At 38.1% G+C, this 20,731-nt stretch carries 17 protein-coding genes; 9 read left to right on the plus strand and 8 right to left on the minus strand.

The window, feature by feature from the left end; all coding sequences use genetic code 11:
- From ACFQ1K_RS08580 to ACFQ1K_RS08600, 5 genes are all read left to right on the plus strand, one after another.
- Complete coding sequence (locus ACFQ1K_RS08580) at positions 1–156, plus strand: hypothetical protein (RefSeq protein WP_320555162.1); 156 nt, start codon at positions 1–3, stop codon at positions 154–156.
- Positions 157–210: 54 nt separating this feature from the next.
- Positions 211–3,213: a type I restriction endonuclease subunit R gene (locus tag ACFQ1K_RS08585; RefSeq protein WP_320555163.1), complete on the plus strand. Its 3,003-nt coding sequence runs from the start codon at positions 211–213 to the stop codon at positions 3,211–3,213.
- Positions 3,214–3,265: 52 nt separating this feature from the next.
- On the plus strand, positions 3,266–3,643 hold the full coding sequence (locus ACFQ1K_RS08590) for a hypothetical protein (RefSeq protein ID WP_320555164.1): 378 nt from the start codon (positions 3,266–3,268) through the stop codon (positions 3,641–3,643).
- A gap of 199 nt (positions 3,644–3,842) precedes the next feature.
- The gene (locus ACFQ1K_RS08595) at positions 3,843–3,986 is read left to right on the plus strand and encodes a hypothetical protein (RefSeq protein ID WP_320555165.1); all 144 of its coding nucleotides are present in this window, start codon (positions 3,843–3,845) and stop codon (positions 3,984–3,986) included.
- Between the two features lie 84 nt (positions 3,987–4,070).
- Positions 4,071–4,538 (plus strand): hypothetical protein, encoded by a 468-nt coding sequence (locus tag ACFQ1K_RS08600; RefSeq protein WP_320555166.1) that lies wholly within the window; start codon positions 4,071–4,073, stop codon positions 4,536–4,538.
- Positions 4,539–5,713: 1,175 nt separating this feature from the next.
- Here the strand turns inward: ACFQ1K_RS08600 and ACFQ1K_RS08605 are convergent.
- A complete protein-coding gene (locus ACFQ1K_RS08605; RefSeq protein ID WP_320555167.1) occupies positions 5,714–6,514 on the minus strand; it encodes a hypothetical protein in 801 nt (266 codons plus the stop codon).
- 359 nt (positions 6,515–6,873) lie between these two features.
- Positions 6,874–7,860 (minus strand): endonuclease/exonuclease/phosphatase family protein, encoded by a 987-nt coding sequence (locus tag ACFQ1K_RS08610; RefSeq protein ID WP_320555168.1) that lies wholly within the window; start codon positions 7,858–7,860, stop codon positions 6,874–6,876.
- A 387-nt stretch (positions 7,861–8,247) separates the two neighbouring features.
- Here ACFQ1K_RS08610 and ACFQ1K_RS08615 point away from each other — a divergent pair, with 387 nt between their 5' ends.
- The gene (locus ACFQ1K_RS08615) at positions 8,248–8,775 is read left to right on the plus strand and encodes a hypothetical protein (RefSeq protein ID WP_320555169.1); all 528 of its coding nucleotides are present in this window, start codon (positions 8,248–8,250) and stop codon (positions 8,773–8,775) included.
- Positions 8,776–8,777: 2 nt separating this feature from the next.
- Here the strand turns inward: ACFQ1K_RS08615 and ACFQ1K_RS08620 are convergent, their stop codons facing one another.
- From ACFQ1K_RS08620 to ACFQ1K_RS08640, 5 genes are all read right to left on the minus strand, one after another.
- Positions 8,778–9,512, minus strand: coding sequence for a hypothetical protein (locus ACFQ1K_RS08620; RefSeq protein ID WP_320555170.1), 735 nt, complete (start codon positions 9,510–9,512; stop codon positions 8,778–8,780).
- A 41-nt stretch (positions 9,513–9,553) separates the two neighbouring features.
- On the minus strand, positions 9,554–10,465 hold the full coding sequence (locus tag ACFQ1K_RS08625) for an ATP-grasp domain-containing protein (RefSeq protein ID WP_320555171.1): 912 nt from the start codon (positions 10,463–10,465) through the stop codon (positions 9,554–9,556).
- Positions 10,466–10,480: 15 nt separating this feature from the next.
- Positions 10,481–13,741, minus strand: coding sequence for a S41 family peptidase (locus ACFQ1K_RS08630; protein WP_320555172.1), 3,261 nt, complete (start codon positions 13,739–13,741; stop codon positions 10,481–10,483).
- 85 nt (positions 13,742–13,826) lie between these two features.
- Positions 13,827–15,515 carry a gamma-glutamyltransferase gene (gene ggt / locus ACFQ1K_RS08635; protein WP_320555173.1) on the minus strand — a complete coding sequence of 563 codons (1,689 nt, stop codon included), beginning with the start codon at positions 15,513–15,515 and terminating at the stop codon, positions 13,827–13,829.
- Positions 15,512–16,114 (minus strand): acyl carrier protein phosphodiesterase, encoded by a 603-nt coding sequence (locus tag ACFQ1K_RS08640; protein ID WP_320555174.1) that lies wholly within the window; start codon positions 16,112–16,114, stop codon positions 15,512–15,514. Before ACFQ1K_RS08640 ends, ggt begins: the two co-directional genes overlap by 4 nt.
- Positions 16,115–16,184: 70 nt before the next feature.
- Here ACFQ1K_RS08640 and glmM point away from each other — a divergent pair, with 70 nt between their 5' ends.
- Positions 16,185–17,573: a phosphoglucosamine mutase gene (glmM, locus tag ACFQ1K_RS08645; RefSeq protein ID WP_320555175.1), complete on the plus strand. Its 1,389-nt coding sequence runs from the start codon at positions 16,185–16,187 to the stop codon at positions 17,571–17,573.
- Between the two features lie 11 nt (positions 17,574–17,584).
- On the plus strand, positions 17,585–19,090 hold the full coding sequence (locus ACFQ1K_RS08650; RefSeq protein WP_320555176.1) for an aminotransferase class V-fold PLP-dependent enzyme: 1,506 nt from the start codon (positions 17,585–17,587) through the stop codon (positions 19,088–19,090).
- On the opposite strand, the gene ACFQ1K_RS08655 is transcribed toward ACFQ1K_RS08650, so the two are convergent.
- The gene (locus tag ACFQ1K_RS08655; RefSeq protein WP_320555177.1) at positions 19,087–19,977 is read right to left on the minus strand and encodes a lysophospholipid acyltransferase family protein; all 891 of its coding nucleotides are present in this window, start codon (positions 19,975–19,977) and stop codon (positions 19,087–19,089) included. The two genes, ACFQ1K_RS08650 and ACFQ1K_RS08655, sit on opposite strands and share 4 nt — an antisense overlap.
- 57 nt (positions 19,978–20,034) lie before the next feature.
- On the opposite strand from ACFQ1K_RS08655, the gene ACFQ1K_RS08660 reads away from it, so the two are divergent.
- The gene (locus ACFQ1K_RS08660; protein ID WP_320555178.1) at positions 20,035–20,688 is read left to right on the plus strand and encodes a rhomboid family intramembrane serine protease; all 654 of its coding nucleotides are present in this window, start codon (positions 20,035–20,037) and stop codon (positions 20,686–20,688) included.
- Positions 20,689–20,731: the final 43 nt, after the last annotated feature.

Raw genomic sequence — 20,731 nt, forward strand, 5'->3', positions numbered from 1 at the left:
ATGGAATATAAAATAGAATCAGCATCAAACATTAACGATTTGTCGGACAAGGTGAACAAAGAAATTGAACAATCTTGGAGACCTCAGGGCGGTGTTTCTCATACTTTTATAGAAGGAATGGGGAATTACTTCTTGCAAGCAATGATAAAAAAATAATACAGATATGCTGCAACAACCCTTCGACTGCGCTCAGGGCGACAAGTAAATGATATGACCACAGAAGCCACCATAGAACAAGCTACCTTAGACTGGTTAGAAGACCTAGGCTACACGCACAAAGATGGTACAGCCATAGTACACCATCCTAAAGACGTGGTGCTAAAGGATGCGCTGTTGACATTTATACAAAAAACATATCCGCAGTTACCTAGTGATATGCAGGCTTTGGCGGTTGCAGAATTTACAAACAATGTGGGGGCAGATCTAGAGCATCGCAATCGTAGCTTTCATTTAAAGTGTACTAAAGGCATAGACCTTAATTACGAAGATGCACAGGGCAACGAAAAAGCGATACACGTCTATCCTATAGATTTTGAGTATCCAGAAAACAACAGCTTTTGGGCAGTCAATCAGTTTAGCATTACGGGCAAAAACAAACGCCGACCAGATATTATCATTTACATTAATGGCTTGCCGCTTATCGTCTTTGAGCTCAAAAACTGGTACGATGAAAATACCAAACTCAAAGAAGCGCACAACCAAATACAGCATTACAAAAAAGACATTCCGCAGTTGTTTGAGTACAATGCGCTCACAGTCATTAGCGATGGTAACGAGGCGCAACACGGTATGTTTAGTTCGGGTATGGAGTGGTTTGCCCCTTGGAAAAGCATTAACGGCAAGGACACGGTAGAGGAAGACGATTTCCAAATGCACACGCTTTTGTTTGGTTTGTTTCCAAAAGCACGCTTGCTCAACTACATCAAAAACTTCATCTTTCATGAAGACCATAATGGCTCGCTCATAAAAAAGGGTGCGAAGTACCATCAGTTTTTTGGGGTCAATTTTGCTGTAGAGGCAGCTAAACACTCGGTAAGACCATTTGGTGATGGTCGTATTGGTGTCATTTGGCACACCCAAGGGTCTGGTAAAAGTATTTCTATGGCCATCTACACAGGTATTTTGCGCAGTTTACCAGAGTTAAAAAACCCTACCATTGTCGTGCAAGTAGACCGTAGCGATTTAGATATGCAACTCTACGAGAATTTTGTCTTGGCCAAGGACTTGGTAGGTGATGTACACCATGCTGAAAGTACGGACGATTTGCGAAAACTGCTATCCGTTGGTGCTGGTGGCGTCATTTTTACCACCATTGAAAAGTTCCGTTTAAAACAAACTACAGATGAGGTGCTCGGCGAACTCGAGCATCCTGTATTATCAGAACGTGAGAATATCATCGTGATGGCAGATGAGGCACACCGTACACAATACGGCTTGCTCGATGGGTTTGCCTCTAATTTGCGCAATGCCCTGCCTAATGCGTCCTTTATTGGCTTTACAGGAACACCTGTGGATAAAAAGGATGCCGATACCGAAGAGGTGTTTGGTAACGTCATACATACCTACGATATCAAACAGGCGGTAGAGGATAAGGCCACAGTCAATATTTACTATGAACCACGCCTGGCCAAGCTGCACCTTTGGAACGAGAATATAGATGATGAGGTGGACGAAATTACAGAAGGTGAGGAGGATTCTGGCAATCTCAAATGGGCAGCCATTGAAGATGCGGCAGGCAGTGAAGACCGTGTGAATAAAATCGCTAAGGATATTTTACAACATTTCACCAAGCGTATCGAAACCTTAGATGGTAAAGCCATGGTAGTGTGCATGAGCCGTCGTAATTGTGTAAAGATGTATGATGCCTTAATCGCCTTAGACGGTTGCCCTGAAGTGGCAGTGGTTATGACCGGCAACATTTCCAAAGACCCTGTTGAATGGAACCAGCATTTTAGAACCAAAGATGCTCAGGAAGCCTTAAAGAAACGCTTTAGAAAGGTGGACGACCCTTTAAAAATCGTCATTGTTCGCGATATGTGGTTAACCGGGTTTGATGCACCTTGTGTTCATACCATGTATGTCGATAAAATCATGAAAGGCCATAACCTCATGCAAGCTATTACACGTACCAATCGCGTCTTCAAGGACAAGGAAAATGGGGTAATTGTAGATTACATAGGCATTGGCGATAACCTAAAATCGGCAACCGATAAATACACCAAAGGTGGTGGAACAGGAAAGCCAACCATAGATATGGAACAAGCTTTGGAATTGTTCTTCAATCAGGTAGAATATTGCAAGACCATGATTCCAGATACTGTGGATTACAGTAATTGGAAAGCCTTAAGAGAAGCAGATAAAGTGCTTTTGGTGAAAAAAGGTGTCAACCATTTGGTGAAATACGATGAGGATGCCAATAACTTTATGAAGGCTGAAAAGAAGTTGTCAGGGTTATTATCCATCGTAAAAAGTCAACCAGCCATTCAAGAGTATGCCGTGGATGTCTTGTATATGCAACACGTGTCAAAAGCGGTAAGAAATGCCAAATCGGTAAAGTCGAATCGAAGTGAACAAAAACAACAAATCAAGGAATTGATCAGTCAGAGCATCGATTCCGAAGATATAGTCGATGTGTTTGCCATGGCAGGAATAGAAAAACCAGATATTTCCATTTTAGATGAAACCTTTTTATTGGGCGCAAAAAAAGAAAAGGATGGCAATGCCTTAAAAATTGAAATCATCAAGAATATTCTTAAAGATGAAATAAAATTACGTTTGCATAAAAACATTAAAAAGTACACCTCACTTAAAGAAGAACTAGAAAAAGTTATTGAGAAATACCATAACAACGCCTTAGATAGTTATGCCACGATTGCAGAATTGGTAGAACGCGCCCAAGAGTTACAACAGGACGACAAACGAACCGAGGAACTCGGTTTAAGTGAAGAAGAATTAGCCTTTTATGATATCCTCGCTGCTAAGCAAGACATCATCAAAGAAAAAGGACTCATGCAAGACATTGTGCATGGCGTGGTAAAAGCAGTAAAATCAAATCTGCAACTCGACTGGACGAAGAAAGAAAACGCAAAAGCAGCCATTCGATTAGCCGTTAAAAAAGAATTACGAGGTAAAGTTTCCATCACAAAACTTAACGATATCCTAGCCGAAATTATGGAACAAGCCGAAGGCCAGTTTAGTGATTGGAGTGCTTAAAGTTATATGTTACGTGATGTAAAATTTCCAAGAATTAAAAATACACTAAGCTATGACGGAGTCAGAAAATGTAAAGACCTTATACGACAATTTAATAAATGCTCAATTTTACAGCTTTCCGTTGTTAGGTAAAGTATCTGTTAGTGTTAAGCAAGGTGTTTATATTATATACGGATCTAATAATAAGGTTTTGCACGTTGGAAAAACCTCAAGAGCAAAAAATGGATTAAACCAACGATTAACAAATCACCTAAGAGCTCAATCCTCTTTTTCAAAGGCATACCTTATAAAAAATGGTATTGATTTAAGACAGATTGGAAGCTATAAGATAATAGAAATTGAAGATAGCCGCATGAGAACCTTTGTAGAAGCGTTGGCTATTGGTAAACTATGTCCTGCACATGTTGGAACTGGTGCTAAAAATGGATAATCCATAAATCAAAAATGAACCTACAAGAAGCAAATCTGAACAGAAAACCATACGCGTCATCATACTCAAGAGGGCCACTTTGGCCAGCACCCGTCTCCCTAATGTTAACAAAACGCTAAATCTTTAATATTTAGGGGATTAAGACATCTAAATCTAAGTGTATAGCCGTATCTTTATAAACAGAAGAAAACCCATTGCTATGAACTCATTACAACGATTAAGATCACGATTATTAAAGTCCAAAACCGAAACCTTTCATAAGACCACAAAACGGGAGTTATCACCAAAAGCTAAGGACGCTACCAAAACGGTAAAAGAAGACGACGCTTACCTATTTATCTAAGCGCACCAAATGTTTACCGGTTGATAATCTTGTAACAAAATAGACCATGGTGAGACCTATAGATGTATCCTTTAACATAGCAAAATGACATTTATAGACCTTACAAAAATTGGTACTAACAATCCAAACCCAAAATTTAAAGGCAAATTACAGCAGCTTCAGCAACTCTTGCAAGAGCTAAAAAAGCATCTGTTACCAGAGGCAACCATTAAAGCAATCAATTCGGAGCTTTCGGCACTTAAGATAAAAGCGCCGTCAGATCCCAAACTATACAAACATGTGTGCTCCACGCAAAACCGTATTTTAAAGTATCTTGAAAAACAGCACAAAATAGTACCAAAAGGCTATTACCAGCAACAGTGGTTGGCGGTAGGAATGGCTGCCATTGGTATTCCTATGGGAGTAGCTTTTGGTTTGGCGCTAGGCAATTTGGCCTTTTTAGGTATTGGCCTACCAATTGGTTTGGCCATTGGCATGGCTCATGGAGCAGGCATGGACCAAAAAGCGGCAAAAGAAGGGCAGCAATTGCAGTTTAAAAGTAATGCACTTTAAATAAGCCAATACTTTAACCGCATAACAATTCCAAAAACCAAATTCCGACAATGTCGGAAACTACTGAAAGCAAAAATAACGAGCTGTAAAAGTCTTGTTGTAAAGCATAATCAAGGATAGAAAGCTAAGGACAAAATGGAATTAAAAACTTTCAAAGACTAAAGCGAGAGGTACGAAGAAAAATGCGTTGCATTAATGAGAAACTTCAAAATATTGTGGAAAACAATGAGTAATGTCATCTTTCAGTAAAGCACTTTTTTTGATATCTTTTATAATGCCTCAAAAAAGAACACCTAAAAAAAAACAAACTCAAACCTGATGCTGTATCTCAAGCGATACGCAACAAAGAAAATACCCTTTGTACTTCTACCAAAGCGAGATGTTTTCAAACAAGGAAGGTATACTTAAACTCAAGATTTGAGCTTTTTAATCGCATAGATATATAAAGACCAAATTCCGACAACGTCGGAAACTACTGAAAGCAGAAATAACGAGCTGTAAAAGTCTTGTTGTAAAGCATAATCAAGGATTGAAAGCTAAGGACACAACGGAATTAAAAATTCTCAAAGACTAAAGCGAGAGGTACGAAGAAAAATGCGTTGCATTAATGAGAAACTTCAAAATATTGTGGAAAACAATGCGTAATGTCATCTTTCAGTAAAGCACTTTTTTTGGTATCTTTTATGGTGCCTCAAAAAAGAACACATAAAGAACAATAAACTCAAACCTGATGCTCTATCTCATGCGAAACGCAACAAAGAAAATACCCTTTGTACTTCTACCAAAGCAAGATATCTTTAAACATGGATGGTATGCTAAAACTCAAGACTGGGGCCTTTTAGTCGTATAGATATATAAAGACCAAATTCCGACAACGTCGGAAACTACTGAAAGCAGAAATAACGAGCTGTAAAAGTCTTGTTGAAAAGGATAATCAAGGATTGAAAGCCAAGGACAGAAGAGAGTTGAAAATTCTCAAAGACTAAAGCGAGAGGTACGAAGAAAAATGCGTTGCATTAATGAGAAACTTCAAAATATTGTGGAAAACAATGAGTAATTTCATCTTTCAGTAAAGCACTTTTTTGGTATCTTTTTTGGTGCCTCAAAAAAGAACACCTAAAAAACCCTTCTCAGCACAACACCAAGAAGGGCTAATAAAAATAATATAGCACAACTTACTTGGCTGCAGCAATTTTCATACTATGGCCTTGAGCCAAAATATACAACTCACCATTTACCATTTGATAAAACACAATAGCTGTACTCGCAAATAAAGCGGTAGTAACAGGTACTGGTGCAAAACCAGTAAGATCAATATCAAAACCAGTAGGGCTACCTACCATACCACCAAGGGCAATGGCATCACTGTATGCTACAACACCTACGGCATTAGGTTGTTCTTCAACAGGTTCGTAAGACTTCAATGTGGCATCCCACTCATAATTGCTTACGTAACCCGCAGCAAGAGCCAACTTAAAATGAGTGGCGCCTTCGGGCGAACGTACAAAAGTATCGGTATTAAAATCCTCAACGTTCCAACGCACACCATCCTTAGTATCCGGAATATCAGGTCCAACCGAGGGAGCATTAAAAATACTATCAAATGGTGTTGAGACATCAAAATTAAAACCAATAAAAGGCTCTAGGTTATCCACAAGGTTAATGTTGCGCTGACCTCTCAGACCTGTACCATTAGGAACAATACTGCGCATTTTTGCTGTAACACGAGAGGTAAGATAGCTGTCACCAACAACCCTGGCAATGCCAGCAAAACTCTCTCTAAAGGCTTTACCACATTTGGCTGAGCCTCCAAATTCTTGATTGTTTTCTCGCGTTCGTTGAAACTCAGGAGCGTTAGCAATACGGTTCCGGTTAACTTCGCTTTTGGTTTTTACAAAGTTTTGTCCATTCTTTTTAAAGAAGGTCAACCCATCCAGAGTGCCTTCAAGTTTAATAAAACTACTGTTCTTTGCCATAATTATAAGATTTGGGACATACCGCACTATGGCATAATGCAATGCAGTACATCTGGTTAAACATAACCTGATAATCAGGTCCTCATTAAGGTGTTAATAGGGGATGGGTCAGCTACTATAAAAACCGGTATTTTATAAACAGTAATTGATCAGATTACTAAGCAACTGAAAATCAAACATATAAAATTATTTTTAATCCACAAACAGTTCAAAATAAAGAGTTTATAACAAAATAAAGAAATTTCAGAAAATTCTTCAAAAAGCAAACTCAAAAACTCAACTTTATCTAAGTATTCTCAGTTAGACATGAATACCTGTTGCTAAAGTCATAAAAATGAAATAGTTACAAAAAATTTAGTTTAAGACTCCCGCAACGTTACCGAAATAGGGTAGTGATCACTAAAGCCATTTAAATCAATCGTCTTGCCCATACCACCAAAAGCTTTGGGCACACCATAGGCACCAGATTTAACCATTTCAGGAAATTGCTCAATGCGCACGGAATCCATAACAACGTTGATAGTACTGTTTTGCTTTAGCATATTTTCATTAGCTAAAAACTGATCGAGCATATTAGGCTGATTTCCAAAGTAAAAGCTAGCAGTGCCATAGTCCATCAATGGCCACATTAAATTTAAAAAATAAGGAATGCGACCGCGTACCACACGGGCTCTACTGCGTAAGGCCAATGCAAAGCGAGTAAGCGACTCATTAAAGGGCTCATCATTAAAGTCGCCCATAGCTAGCACAGGGGTATCATCACCATGAACTTCTCGTATACGTTGATGGAAATAACTTAACGTTTCACCTGCAATCTGTCGGTAACCATTAGATTCATACTGTCCACCACTACGAGAAGGCCAATGGTTGGCAATAAGCACCAAGCGCTGTTGCCCTTGGCTATGAGTAGTCAAAAAATTAACCTGTAAAATATCGCGAGTAGCAGTTCTGCGCAATACAAAATGATCAAAAACCTTAGGTTCACCGTTCTCCTCTTCAATAGTAAACAGGTCAGCATCGTAGATAAAAGCAACATCAATACCACGGCGGTCATCAGAATCGTCATGCACCAAAGCATAATTACGATTCAAAACACCCATTTTATCTATCAGTAGGTTGAGGACATGGGCGTTTTCAACCTCACACACACCAAGAATATCGGGTCCGTTACCAGCATTCAATTGCACTATGATGCGGTTAAGCTGTTCTAGTTTGCTATCAAGTTCTATAGGTCCCCAACCCTTAACGTCACTACCAATAGCACGTTGTAATTTTTCGGTACGCCTTGGCGAATGTTCAATGTCAAAGAGATTTTCTAAATTCCAGAAAGTAACGTAATAGTCCATATCATCTAAACTTTTTTTGGGATACGGCTATTGATTAGGTTTTAAAAGAGGATGATTAAAAATAGTGGATTTTAAATAAACAACCAAATACCAAATCAATCCTAGCCACTGACAGTAAAATACGTTTTTGAGAGCCATCCTGAGCTTGTCAAAGGTTTTGCGTCAATGTCAAATGAATACATAAAACGAATTAAAAAGTATAGTTTTTAGCAAAAATTCAAAATTAGAACTCCTCCATAGCTCCTCCATGTGTACTCCATGTATACTCCATATACAAGGCATGTCTTTAAAATGGAAAACACATCCACTCATTTTATAGATCAACAACTACAAAATTCTAATAGAGATTTAGTATACTTGTTATACAAATAACAGAATACACAAACTATGAATTTACTTGGAATAGGATCACGCATTAATCATTCAGAATACGGTAAGGGAGTGGTTACCAATGTAACCTCAAAACATTATTGGGTAACGTTTATAGAAAAAGGATTAGAAACTCTAGAGCTCAATGAAGACTTCGAAGTGATTGAAGCGGCTGAAGACGATGTAGATACCGTAAGTTTCTATGAGGTTGAAAAAAGCTTAAAAGCAATCCTTAAAAAATGGTCAGATGTTTCTGAAGTCGTTTCCATTGCTGATAAATGGAAAGGCGGTAAGCTAATTCTTGAGCCAGGGGATACCAATCTACAAGGCAAAGAATTACCAATAGATACGTTTTTCCATAAAATCACCATGGTACGCGACCGACTGCGTGTTATGGAGCAAAAAATCAATTCTAGTAATCTTGATGAGCAAGAGAAAATAGATTTACAGCAATACATCACCAGAAGCTATGGTAGCTTAACGAGTTTTAATGTACTGTTTAAGTTGAAGAGCCAGCAGTTTATAGGGCAGCGATCAAAGTCTTAGTCCTACGGCAACGTTAAGCCTTTAACATCACCCATATCCAGATCAAATACAAAAAACTTGTGAGTGGTAGGCAGTAAGGCACCACTGTCTGTAGTGGTCCATTGATCCCAAGAAGCTTCAAGACCATCAATGGGTAATAGCTTTACCCACATTTGAAAACGCTTAGGCTTACCAGAATCATCCAAATGCCATAAGTAGGAATCACCTGGTGTTGTGCCACCTGTGGTATAGGTGACCAGTAAGGCTTTTTTACCATCGTCTGTTTGTACTAAGCGGCGCTCAGTACCCTTATCAAACACCTTATATGGAGCAACTAGCCAAAACGAGTCATTATTATAGTAATCTTGTGCTTTTTGGATGTAGTCTTGTTTTTCAGTACCGTTGTATTCCTGCTGTCCTGCAAATACTTTGGATTTATTCATATCATCAAAGTCCAATATAACGGTCATGGCATCCCAAGATACTTCACAGATGTTATCCGTTTTATACCATTTGTAATGATGAATGCCTTTAAAGGTCCATTCGAGGTAATCCGTATTAAGATAGGCTTTGTGATTTAAGGCTTGAAGCATTGAGGTAGCCAGTTGGTCAGCCTCTTTTCCTTGAATACCAGTAGGTAATTCTTCATCGTATTTAAGATACATAAACCCAAAAAAGAGTAGGGTAGGTAGCGTGAAAAAGATAATGATTCCGCCAATAATTTTTAGGATACGTTTTGTTTTTGATGGTTTTGGCACGTTAGTTTTTATTTAATTATTTACAAGATGACGATTTATATTTAGCATGACAAACCTAAAAGTTTTTTCTTAATGCCCTCCGCTAGAACCAAGGCAGCTTCAGGATAATGTCTAAACCATAACTCTGGTTCTATGAGTTCGAGCTCTGCAAGGGCAATGCGTTGGTCATTATCCTTAAAAATATCCACTCTGGCATATAAGGGTTGTTCGTCACAAGATTTAACCGCTTGAAGTGCAAATTCAATTTCAGCATTTGTTGGTTGATAATGTTCAACACTACCCCCAAAATCATCTTGTACCCTAAAATCACCAGATTTAGCTTTCTTAAGTACGGCATGTGCAAACTGTCCATTAAATACCATCATTGAGATTTCGCCTTCTGATATGATGTTTTTTTGTAACGGTTGTAGCATCATTGACTCTTGTGCAATAAGGACCTCATAAATTCCTTGATGATTACTTCTATTTTCAGGATTCAATCTATAAGTATGTCTTGCAGCACCTGAGACACAAGGCTTCAAAACGGTCTCGGTCCATCCAGTTTCTAGATGTAATTCTTCAAGCGTTCGATGATCGCCCTTTTCAATAAACAAGGTTTCTGCAGTATGAACACCCTTCGCCTTTAGTTGTTGCAAATAATGTTTGTCAATGTTCCAACGTATAAGGGCTTCTGAATTGATCAGATGCGTCAATTTAGAAACCTTATTCAACCATTTTGAAAACTTATGGAAGTTGTCAAAATAGTTCCATGTGGTTCTAAAAAGTATGGCCTTTGTGGAAGACCAATCAAAGTTGGGGTCGTCCCACGCCAATCTTACGACCTTGAGCCCTAGCTTTCCCAATGCATTGACAACCAAGGCATCTTCAACAAGGACATTTTTTACATAGTCATTTATGGTTTTGGGATAAGCATAATTACTGTCCGTTAGGACGACAACATCGTATGGTTTCATGCAAAGACAATTATATTAATTGTCGTTTTTATACCCTTTAGGTCGTTTCCATCGTACTGGAGCTTCTGGCTCTGGTTTCAATTTGAATTCATTACCATTTAAAAGCTTCATGGCCTCTTGAACGGCACGTTCTAATTGCGGATCATTACCTTTACTGGTTTCTTTTGGATGCTGAATAACTTCAATATCTGGTGCTACACCTTCACCTTCAACGGCCCATTCCCCATTAACATCATAAAAGCCTCCTCGCGGTGCTACCATACGTCCACCATCAATAAAACGTGGTGTATCCCAGGTTCCTACAAGTCCACCCCAGGTTCTCGTTCCAATTAATGGTCCAATATTTTTCATTTTGAACATATAAGGTAGTAAATCACCACCTGAACCAGCGCGTTCATTGATGAGCATTACTTTTGGTCCCCAAATACCTGCCATTGGTGTTGTCCATGGACGATTATCACCAGCTTTGCTATTAAAGTACCCAAACAATTCACGAGACATTACATCAATCATATAGTCGGCGGCAGAGCCACCACCATTGTTACGCTCATCAATAACAACTCCCTTTTTATCTTGCTGTGAAAAATAATATCTGTTAAATGAGGTAAATCCGCCACCGCCAGTATTAGGTACGTAGACATAGGCTAATTTTCCATTAGAGAGTTCATCCACTTTACGACGATTACTCTCAATCCAATCCATGGTTCTCAGCATGCGTTCGTTAGAAACAGGCTTAACCAATACGGTTCTTGCATTGGTTGTATTAGGCTTGTCATTCACAACGATAGTGATTTCCCTACCTGCCGTTTGTTCTAAAAGTTGATATGGATTGGTATTGTCATCTAACGTTTTCCCGTTAATAGAAAGGATATAGTCCCCTTCATTTACATTGATACCAGGTTGTGATAATGGCGCTTCCATATCAGGATTCCAGCGCTCACCAGTATAAATTTTTGAAATTTTATAATTACCATTGACCTTTTCAAAGTCACAACCTAAAAGTCCAACGGGCACACGATCAACATCTGGAAAGTCACCACCAGAAACATAGGAATGTCCTACAGCAACTTCGCCACTCATAATATCCACGACATAATTTAAGTCGGTTCTATGGCGTACATGGTCTATCCAAGGCGCATACCATTGGTAAACGTCATCCCATGGTGCCCCATGCACATTATCTACATAAAGAAAATCTCTCATGTAGCGCCAGCCTTCTTTAAAAATTTGGTGTGCTTCAGCTTTGGGGTCAAGCTTTATTTTAATATTAATATTCAATTTGTCCTTACCCGGTTTTGGTGGTGTTGACGTGCTAGTTAAGACCCAACTTCCATTTTGGGAAAGTAAGATAGATTTTCTATCATTTGAGGCAACCATTTGGGACACACCAGTGGCAAAATCCGTTGCTTTTTCTTTTTCAACATCGTAAGAGTGGACTTTAAGTCCTCTTTCATTAGGAATAGCTTCTGCAATAAATACATGATGTTTAGGACCTTTAAGCAGCGCGACATAATTTCTGTCTGGCAAATTTAGAGCGACGGCACGATCAAAAATACCTTCTTCATGGATGGTCACTGTTACCTCCTCGGACGATTTTTTATCATCTTTTTTGTCATCCTTTTTTTCATTTTTATCATCTTTTTTGACCTCTTCCATATCATTTTTAGGAAGGTTAGGAGCTTTATCCTCTTTACTGAGTACAATAGCATATAAACTCCGAGTAAGATTGGCTGCTGGATCATAATTACTCATATCTAACCAACCACTTTGTAAACCGTAGTTGGTACTTGCTAGAGTATATAAATATTTACCTGAAGCGTCCCAAACTGGCGTTATGGCATCAGCCAGTGGGTCGGTTATTTGGATTACTTTCTTTGAATCTACATTGTAAGCAAAAATGGCCTTATAATGGCTGTCTTGTTGTTTCGCATAGGCAATCCATTTACTGTCTGGTGACCAAACTGGGTTCATGGAACGGTTAGGATGTGCATAGCGATCAGTATCTACCTTTTTTGTTTTCTTAGTTTCTAAATTTAGAATCCAAATATTATAATGTGTATCGGTATAGGCTATATACTTGCCGTCTGGAGACCAGTCCGGTTGAAAGTAAAAGGTTGGATTTGGTAATGAAATAGCTTCAGCATTTTCGCCATTTTGGTCAGCTAGCATTAATTGGTACTCACCACTTTTATCAGAAAACCAAGCGATTTTATCACCTTTTGGTGACCAAATAGGGCTTCTATCTGCAACTCCAGGTGAGTTGGTGAGGTTCATCCAAGTGCCATTTTCCTTTGGTACCGTAAAGATTTCACCACGATGTTCAAATATTGCACGTTTGCCTGTTGGTGAAACATTAGGATTAGTGAGTTGTCGAGCGGAAACATCATCCCATTTGGATCTGTAAAAGTTGAGATCCGCTTTCACGTCTATATTTAACTGATTTGTAGCTCCCGTTGCTGGATTGTAAAGGTGCAGATATCCACCTTGTTCATATACGATTTTGTCATTGCTGGCATCTAAACTTTTTACGTCGAACTTTTTATGGAATGTGACTTGCTTTTCCTCTTTAGTTGAAGGATTAAATGACCAGATATTCATGGTGTAATCGCGTTCGGACATAAAGTATACTAAGCCATTGAGCCAGACAGGATCGAGATGACGTTCTTTTGTCGGTTGTGACGTTCTCGTCAATGCTTTAGTTTTTATATCAACCACCCAGATTGGCATTGCTTGACCACCACGGTAATTTCTCCATTCAGCATCCCAGCCCGTAATAGGTGTGTAAGCCAAATGTTTACCATCTGGCGACATTTCCCCATAAGCGGCTCTTGGAATATCCAATGCTTTGGGTAAGCCACCTTCTAATGATACCGTAAAGAATTTGTTGGTCATGGTTGGTTGTGACTCCCTACCAGATCGAAACAATACTTCACCATTTGGTGTCCATCCTTGTACATAATCACCACCTGGATGATAGGTGAGACGTTTTGGCTCTCCTCCTTCAGAAGGCATGACATAGACGTCTACGTTTCCATCATATTGTGCTGTGAAAGCAATCATTTTACCATCATTGGAGTAATGTGGATTGGATTCATAGCCTTCATCACTAGTCAATCTAATAGCAGTTCCACCTTTTGTGGAGGCTTTCCAAAGATCGTTAGCATAAACAAAGACGACATCATCGCCGTGAAGTGTTGGTTGTCTTAAAAGCTGTGTGCCTTGGGAAAATGAGATAAGTGACATGCAAAGCATTGCATATACAATGTAATTTTTCATAATGGATGGTTTTATGGGTTAAGTGTTTGGTGACTTGCGGAAGCTAAAGATACGATATCGTTCAATTGTATGTTTTAAAACAATGTTAAAACCCAAGAGCAGTATCATCACCTCTATAATCTGCGCCACCTTCTAAAGTTCCATTGGGTAATACTAAAACCCCATCGACTTTACCAATAATCGATGAACGGGTTTGATTAATGGGATAGCCCAAATGTTCTAATTGATTCATAAGGTTTTTATCAAAAGAATTCGGTTCCATTCTAATTTCGTCTGGTAGCCATTGATGATGAAATCGTGGTGCATTGATAGCTTCTTGCATAGAAAAACCAAATTCATGTACATTTAATATGGTTTGTAGAACGGAAGTAATGATGGTAGATCCTCCAGGTGTACCTAGTGTCATGTAAAGCTTACCTTCTTTTTCTACAATGGTTGGTGTCATAGCACTAAGCATTCGTTTTTCAGGGGCTATGCTATTGGCTTCAGCACCGATAAGACCGTATGTATTGGGCACTCCAGGTTTGCTGCTGAAATCATCCATTTCATTATTTAGAAAAAAGCCTAATTCCTCAACATATAATTTTGAGCCGTAAGCACCGTTTAGGGTTGTGGTAACGGCTATAGCGTTACCAAACTGATCCACAATAGAGTAGTGGGTGGTTTCATCACTTTCGTAACCCGAAATTTTGCCATAGGATAATTCATTGGAAGGTGTTGGGGTTCCAAAGGAAAAGGTACTCATCCTTTCTTCAAGATAGTTGTCACTCAGTAAAGTTTCTGTAGGAATCCCCACAAAATCAGGATCACCTAAATAGTAACTACGATCTGCATAAGCACGCTTTTCGGCTTCGACCAAAACTTGAATGTATTTTAGCGAGTTGTGGTTATATTCATTCAGATCAAAAGGTTCAATCATTTTCATAATTTGTCCTAAACAGATACCCCCTGAAGACGGTGGGGACATTGAAGTGATGACCAAATCATCGTATTTAAAAGTTATAGGGTTTCGCCATTTAGGTTTATACTTTTTTAAATCTTCCGCGGTAATGACACTACCTTTAGCTTTGAAGTAATCAACCAAAACCTCTGCGATTTCACCATTATAAAAATCATTTTCACCATATGAAGAAATTCGTTTTAGTGTATTGGCTAAAGCTAGGTTTTTTAAGGTATCACCTGCGCTTATTGATTTATTGAAAATTAGTTGTTTACCATTTACAGCTTCAAAAATGCTATCGTATGCTGCAAAACGATTGGCTTGGTGTTGAGTAACTACAAATCCGTTTTGAGCCAAATCAATGACGGGTTGTAATATCGTTTCAACATCAAGCCTTCCATGTTTGCGCTGTGCTTCAAAAATCCCAGCGATAGTGCCGGGTACACCAACGGCCTTACTTCCTACTGTACTTAAATCTTTTATAACGTTTCCTTTATCATCTAAGTACATGTCTTTATATGCCGCTAATGGTGCTTTTTCCCTGTAATCAAGTGCTCCTTTTGTACCATCAGCCAATCTGTAAACCAAAAAGCCACCACCGCCGAGATTGCCCGCATAAGGATAAACGACCGCTAGCGCCATTTCGGTTGCCATCATAGCATCAAATGCATTGCCACCCTGTTTTAAGATTTGCACACCGATTTCAGATGCTTCTTTTCGGGCGCTGACGACCATAGCATTTTTCGCCAAGGTACCTCTTAGGGTTGTACTTGGTCTATTTTTACAACTGACAAGACATATAAAAAGTAATATGATGATTTTAGAAAACTTCATAGTTTAAATTGCTTTACTAAATCGATACGTTTCGTTTTACTAAAGGCTTTGAGTTCTTCAAAAAAGGCTGTAAATTCCTCTTCAAATTCAGAATAATATGTTCGAAGTTCTTTTGTAGCTTCATTCATTTTAGATTTGCCCTTCGTTCGATTGTTCATACCATTTAATACACTTTGAATACCTTCGATAGTTGCATAATTTAAGAGCCAATTTCCTTCAATCATAATTGGTGTGAGGCGTTTAAAGCGGTCTGGTAGGATGTCAAAGTTATTGTTGAGTACTTGGTAAAAGTCATCAACATATTGGTCTAAAGGAGTGTCACAATAGTTGTCCCAGTTTTTAGCTAAAAAATGATCATAAAAAATATCTACAATAACACCACTGTAATGGCCGTAATTTTGATGTAAACGTTTTGTGCTTTGCCTAAAGACGGGATGTGCATCTGTAAAGGTATCTATTTCCCTATGAAGCAGAATTCCAGCTTGTACTTTTTTTGGGTAAGTTTTATAATTTCGTCCTCTAATACCATCTGCAACAAAATTCCCAATGGTTAGGAGTTTATTATTTCCAGAGAGGTATATGTGGGCAAGGAAGTTCATTGCCCGAATTTACAAATTCATAATAACAAAATAGGATTAACATGTTATATTTGCTCAAAATCAAAATTCTATGACTTTAATAAAATCAATATCTGGAATTCGTGGAACCATTGGAGGAAAAGTAGAAGACAATTTAACACCTATCGATGCTGTGAAATTTGCTGCTGCTTATGGCACTTGGATAAAGCAACAACGTAATAAGGAAAACTACAGAGTAGTTGTTGGTAGAGATGCCCGTATTTCTGGTGAAATGATTCAGAGTTTAGTTATGAATACGTTGGTTGGCATGGGTATTCATGTGATAGATTTAGGTTTGTCCACCACACCAACTGTTGAGGTTGCTGTGCCTATGGAACATGCCGATGGTGGTATTATTTTAACGGCAAGTCACAACCCAAAACAATGGAATGCCCTAAAACTATTGAACCATAAGGGTGAGTTTTTAAATGGTGAAGAAGGAAAGAAGATTCTTGATATAGCTGCAGCAAACGACATGACCTTTGCTGAGGTTGACAATTTAGGTAAGATAATTAAAAACGATGCATACATAGATTTGCACATTGATGAGGTTTTAGATTTACCATTGGTAAATAAAAGTGCCATTGAAGCTGCTAATTTTAAGGTCGTGGTAGATGGTGTTAATTCTACCGGAGGTATTGCCATACCATTGTTATTAGAACGATTGGGTGTTGAGGCTGTAAAACTTTACTGTGAGCCCACCGGTCATTTTCCGCATAACCCAGAACCTTTAAAAGAACATCTAGGGGATTTAGCAAGAGCGGTTGTGAAAGAGCATGCCGATTTTGGTATAGTAGTAGACCCTGATGTAGATCGTTTAGCCTTTATGGATGAAATAGGGGAGATGTTTGGTGAAGAATATACCCTAGTGGCTTGTGCGGATTATGTATTGAGTAAAAACCCAGGAAATACAGTAAGCAATATGAGCTCTACTAGAGCCTTACGCGATATTACCGAAAAACATGGGGGAACATACGAAGCCAGTGCGGTAGGAGAGGTTAATGTGGTAGAATTAATGAAGAAAAACAATGTGGTGATTGGTGGTGAAGGTAATGGTGGTATCATTTATCCTGAATTGCATTACGGACGCGATGCCTTAGTTGGTGTGGCGTTATTTTTAAGTCTTTTGGCTGAAAAGAAACTATCGGTTAGTGCATTAAGAGCAACGTACCCTAATTACTTTATGAGTAAAAAGAAGATTCAATTAACACCGCAATTAGATGTTGATGCAATTTTGAAGACTATGGAATCTAACTATAGTCATGAAAAATTGACAACCATAGATGGTGTTAAAATTGATTTTGCGGATAGTTGGGTACATCTTAGAAAGAGTAATACCGAACCCATAATTCGTATTTATACCGAAGCGCAATCGCAAAAAGCGGCAGATGATATAGCAGATCGATTTATTGCCGAAATAAAAGCTGTCGCTAATATTTAGTAAATTTGAATATGATTTCTGAAACAACGAAGGAAAATATCACTGAGCTTGAAGCTTATTTCGAGCAATTTAGAAAGCATATAATTGGTCAAGATCAAACCTTTGTATCACCATTTGGTGAGCAAAAAATAATTTATACAGATTGGACAGCCTCAGGGCGCTTGTACAGACCCATTGAAGAAAAACTCGTCAATGAATTTGGTCCATTTGTGGCCAATACGCATACTGAAACTACTGTTTCTGGTACTGCAATGACTAAAGCTTATCATAAGGCTAAACATATAATTAAAGACCATGTTAATGCTAATGAGGATGACGTACTTATTGTGACAGGTAATGGCATGACAGGAGTGGTGAATAAGTTTCAACGTATTCTAGGATTAAAAGTACCAGAGAACTTAAAGGACTATACTGACATTCCTGATGAAATACGACCTGTAGTATTTATTTCTCACATGGAACACCATTCAAATCAAACATCGTGGCTAGAAACCATGGCCAAAGTTGAAGTAGTGCCACCAGATGAGAATGGTTTATTCTCCTTGGATAATTTAGAAGTATTATTAGAACAATATCAAGATAGAACACTTAAAATATGCTCTATTGTAGGTGGTTCTAACGTTACAGGCATTCAAACACCATATCACCAAGTGGCTAAAATGATGCACCAACATGGTGGAGTATGTTTTGTGGATTTTGCTTGCTCTGCACCTTATGTAGAAATAAATATGCATCCTGATGACAAGGATGAGCAGCTCGATGCAATTTTCTTTTCGCCACATAAGTTTTTAGGAGGTCCAGGTACTTCAGGTGTTTTGGTTTTCAACAAGAAATTATATCATAATATGGTGCCTGATTGTCCAGGTGGTGGTACCGTAAGCTGGACAAACCCATGGGGAGAACATAAGTACATCGATAATATTGAAGATAGGGAAGACGGAGGAACACCAGGATTTCTTCAAACCATAAAAACAGCGTTGTCTATTAAGTTGAAGGAGCAAATGGGAGTAAAAAATATCCTAGAACGCGAACACGAGTTAATAGATATTATCTTTAAAAAATTAAAACCCATTCCTAATATCAATATCCTAGCAGGTCAACACCAAGACCGTTTGGGTGTCATTTCATTTTATATAGATGATTTGCATTATAATCTGGGTGTAAAATTATTGAACGACAGATATGGAATTCAGACACGAGGAGGTTGCAGTTGCGCAGGTACTTATGGTCATTTTTTATTGCATGTAGACCAACAAATGTCTAGAGAATTAACGGATGAAATTTCCATTGGAGAGTTAGTGCGTAAACCAGGTTGGATGCGTATGTCTATTCATCCTACCACGACTAATGCAGAAATGGAATATGTTTGTGATAGTATTATAGCACTTGCAGAACATCACGAAGAATGGTCCAAGGATTATGAATATTCTAGGGATAATAATGAATTCATTCATAAATCCCTGCTAAAAAATCATTCGGACTCAGTTAATATAGAGGGTTGGTTTAGTTTGGACTAATATGATTTAACAGGCTTTTTATCCTTATGTTTCCAGCGTTTGTGCGTCCATAAATAGTACTCAGGAGCTTCGATAATCTGCTTTTCTACCAATCTAAAGAACATGTCGGTAATCTCATAGTCCTTGTAATCTCTAGGGCTTTCGGTAATGGTTTTGAAAGTCGTTTCGTAATACCCGCGTTTTATACGTTTTACACTAAAAAATACAACAGCCATATCGAGTTTTTTAGCAAGTAATTCTGCACCTGTATGCATTGGCACTTTAATGCCCATGAATTCATTCCAATGGTAGGCTTTATTTACTTTAGGAGACTGATCGGAAGCAAAACCATTAATAGTTAATTCTCCTTTGTTTCTGCTTTCATTTAAAACATTGAATGTTTCCTTGGTTGTAATTAGGTAGGTATTGTGTCTTGCTCTTATGCGTTTTACAAGCCTATCAAAATATTTATTTCTCAAACGCTTGTATATCGCATATCCTTTGTAATTAATATAGGTTTGAAGTATAAATATCCATTCCCAACTGCCGTAATGCGCGCACATTAATACAATACTACGCTCCTTTTTTTCTAAATCTTTGATTAGTTCAATATTGGTGAACTTATAGCGCTTTGCCAGTTCAGTTTTAGAGATGGTCATCGATTTAATGGACTCTAACGTCATATCACACAAATGGTGATAAAACTTTTTGGTGATGGTAGATATTTCCTTATCAGACTTTTCTGGAAACACTAACTTTAAATTGGCTTTAACAGTAGATGCTCTATAACCAAAGATCCGATAAAGAAAAAAGTATAAAACATCGGATAAAGCATAAAGTAGTCTAAATGGCAATATAGAAACCAGCCAAAGAATAGGATAAATAAGGATGTAGGCAATAAGTTGCATAAAAGCGAGTTCGTTCTGAAGCGCAAATATATTATATTTGATTCAATAGATTTTTTTATGTACAATTTAAATCCTGTTACCATTGCCATTATTGCGGTAAATGTTATTGTGTCACTAAAGGGTTTTGACGACCGTTTGTTTTTCGAGAAATATAAGTTTAATGTGGGTAGTATAAGGCGAGGCGAACAAATAAGAATGTTTAGTTCTGGTTTTTTACATGTGGACACCACCCACTTACTTTTTAATATGTTGACCTTATATTTTTTCGCTAATGCTGTGATTTTTGCATTAGGTCAATTAAACTTCATTATTATTTATGTGGCGAGTCTCGTCTTCGGTAATTTACTTTCATTATACTTTCATAAAGAAGAGTATTGGTACTCTGCGGTTGGTGCTAGTGGTGCTGTTACGGGTATATTATATGCTGCCATTTTGATTCGACCGGAAATGAACTTGTACATGTTTTTTGTTCCCATTCCAATACCAGGTTACATATTTGGTATAGGCTACTTATTATATTCAATTTATGGTATGAAAAACAGAATAGGTAATATTGGTCATGATGCACATTTTGGTGGTGCAGTTGGTGGTTATGTGGTAACCTTAATGTTAATGCCTAGTTTGTTTAAAACGGATCTTGGGCATATAGGCCTGCTTGCCATTCCAATTATTATTCTTTTTGTACTTTATAAAACTGGTAAATTGCACTAAAAAAAGCCTGTAATTACAGGCTTTAAAAATATCTGTGTATCCT

It is taken from the genome of Winogradskyella aquimaris, assembly GCF_042676105.1.
Taxonomy (GTDB): Bacteria; Bacteroidota; Bacteroidia; order Flavobacteriales; family Flavobacteriaceae; genus Winogradskyella; species Winogradskyella aquimaris.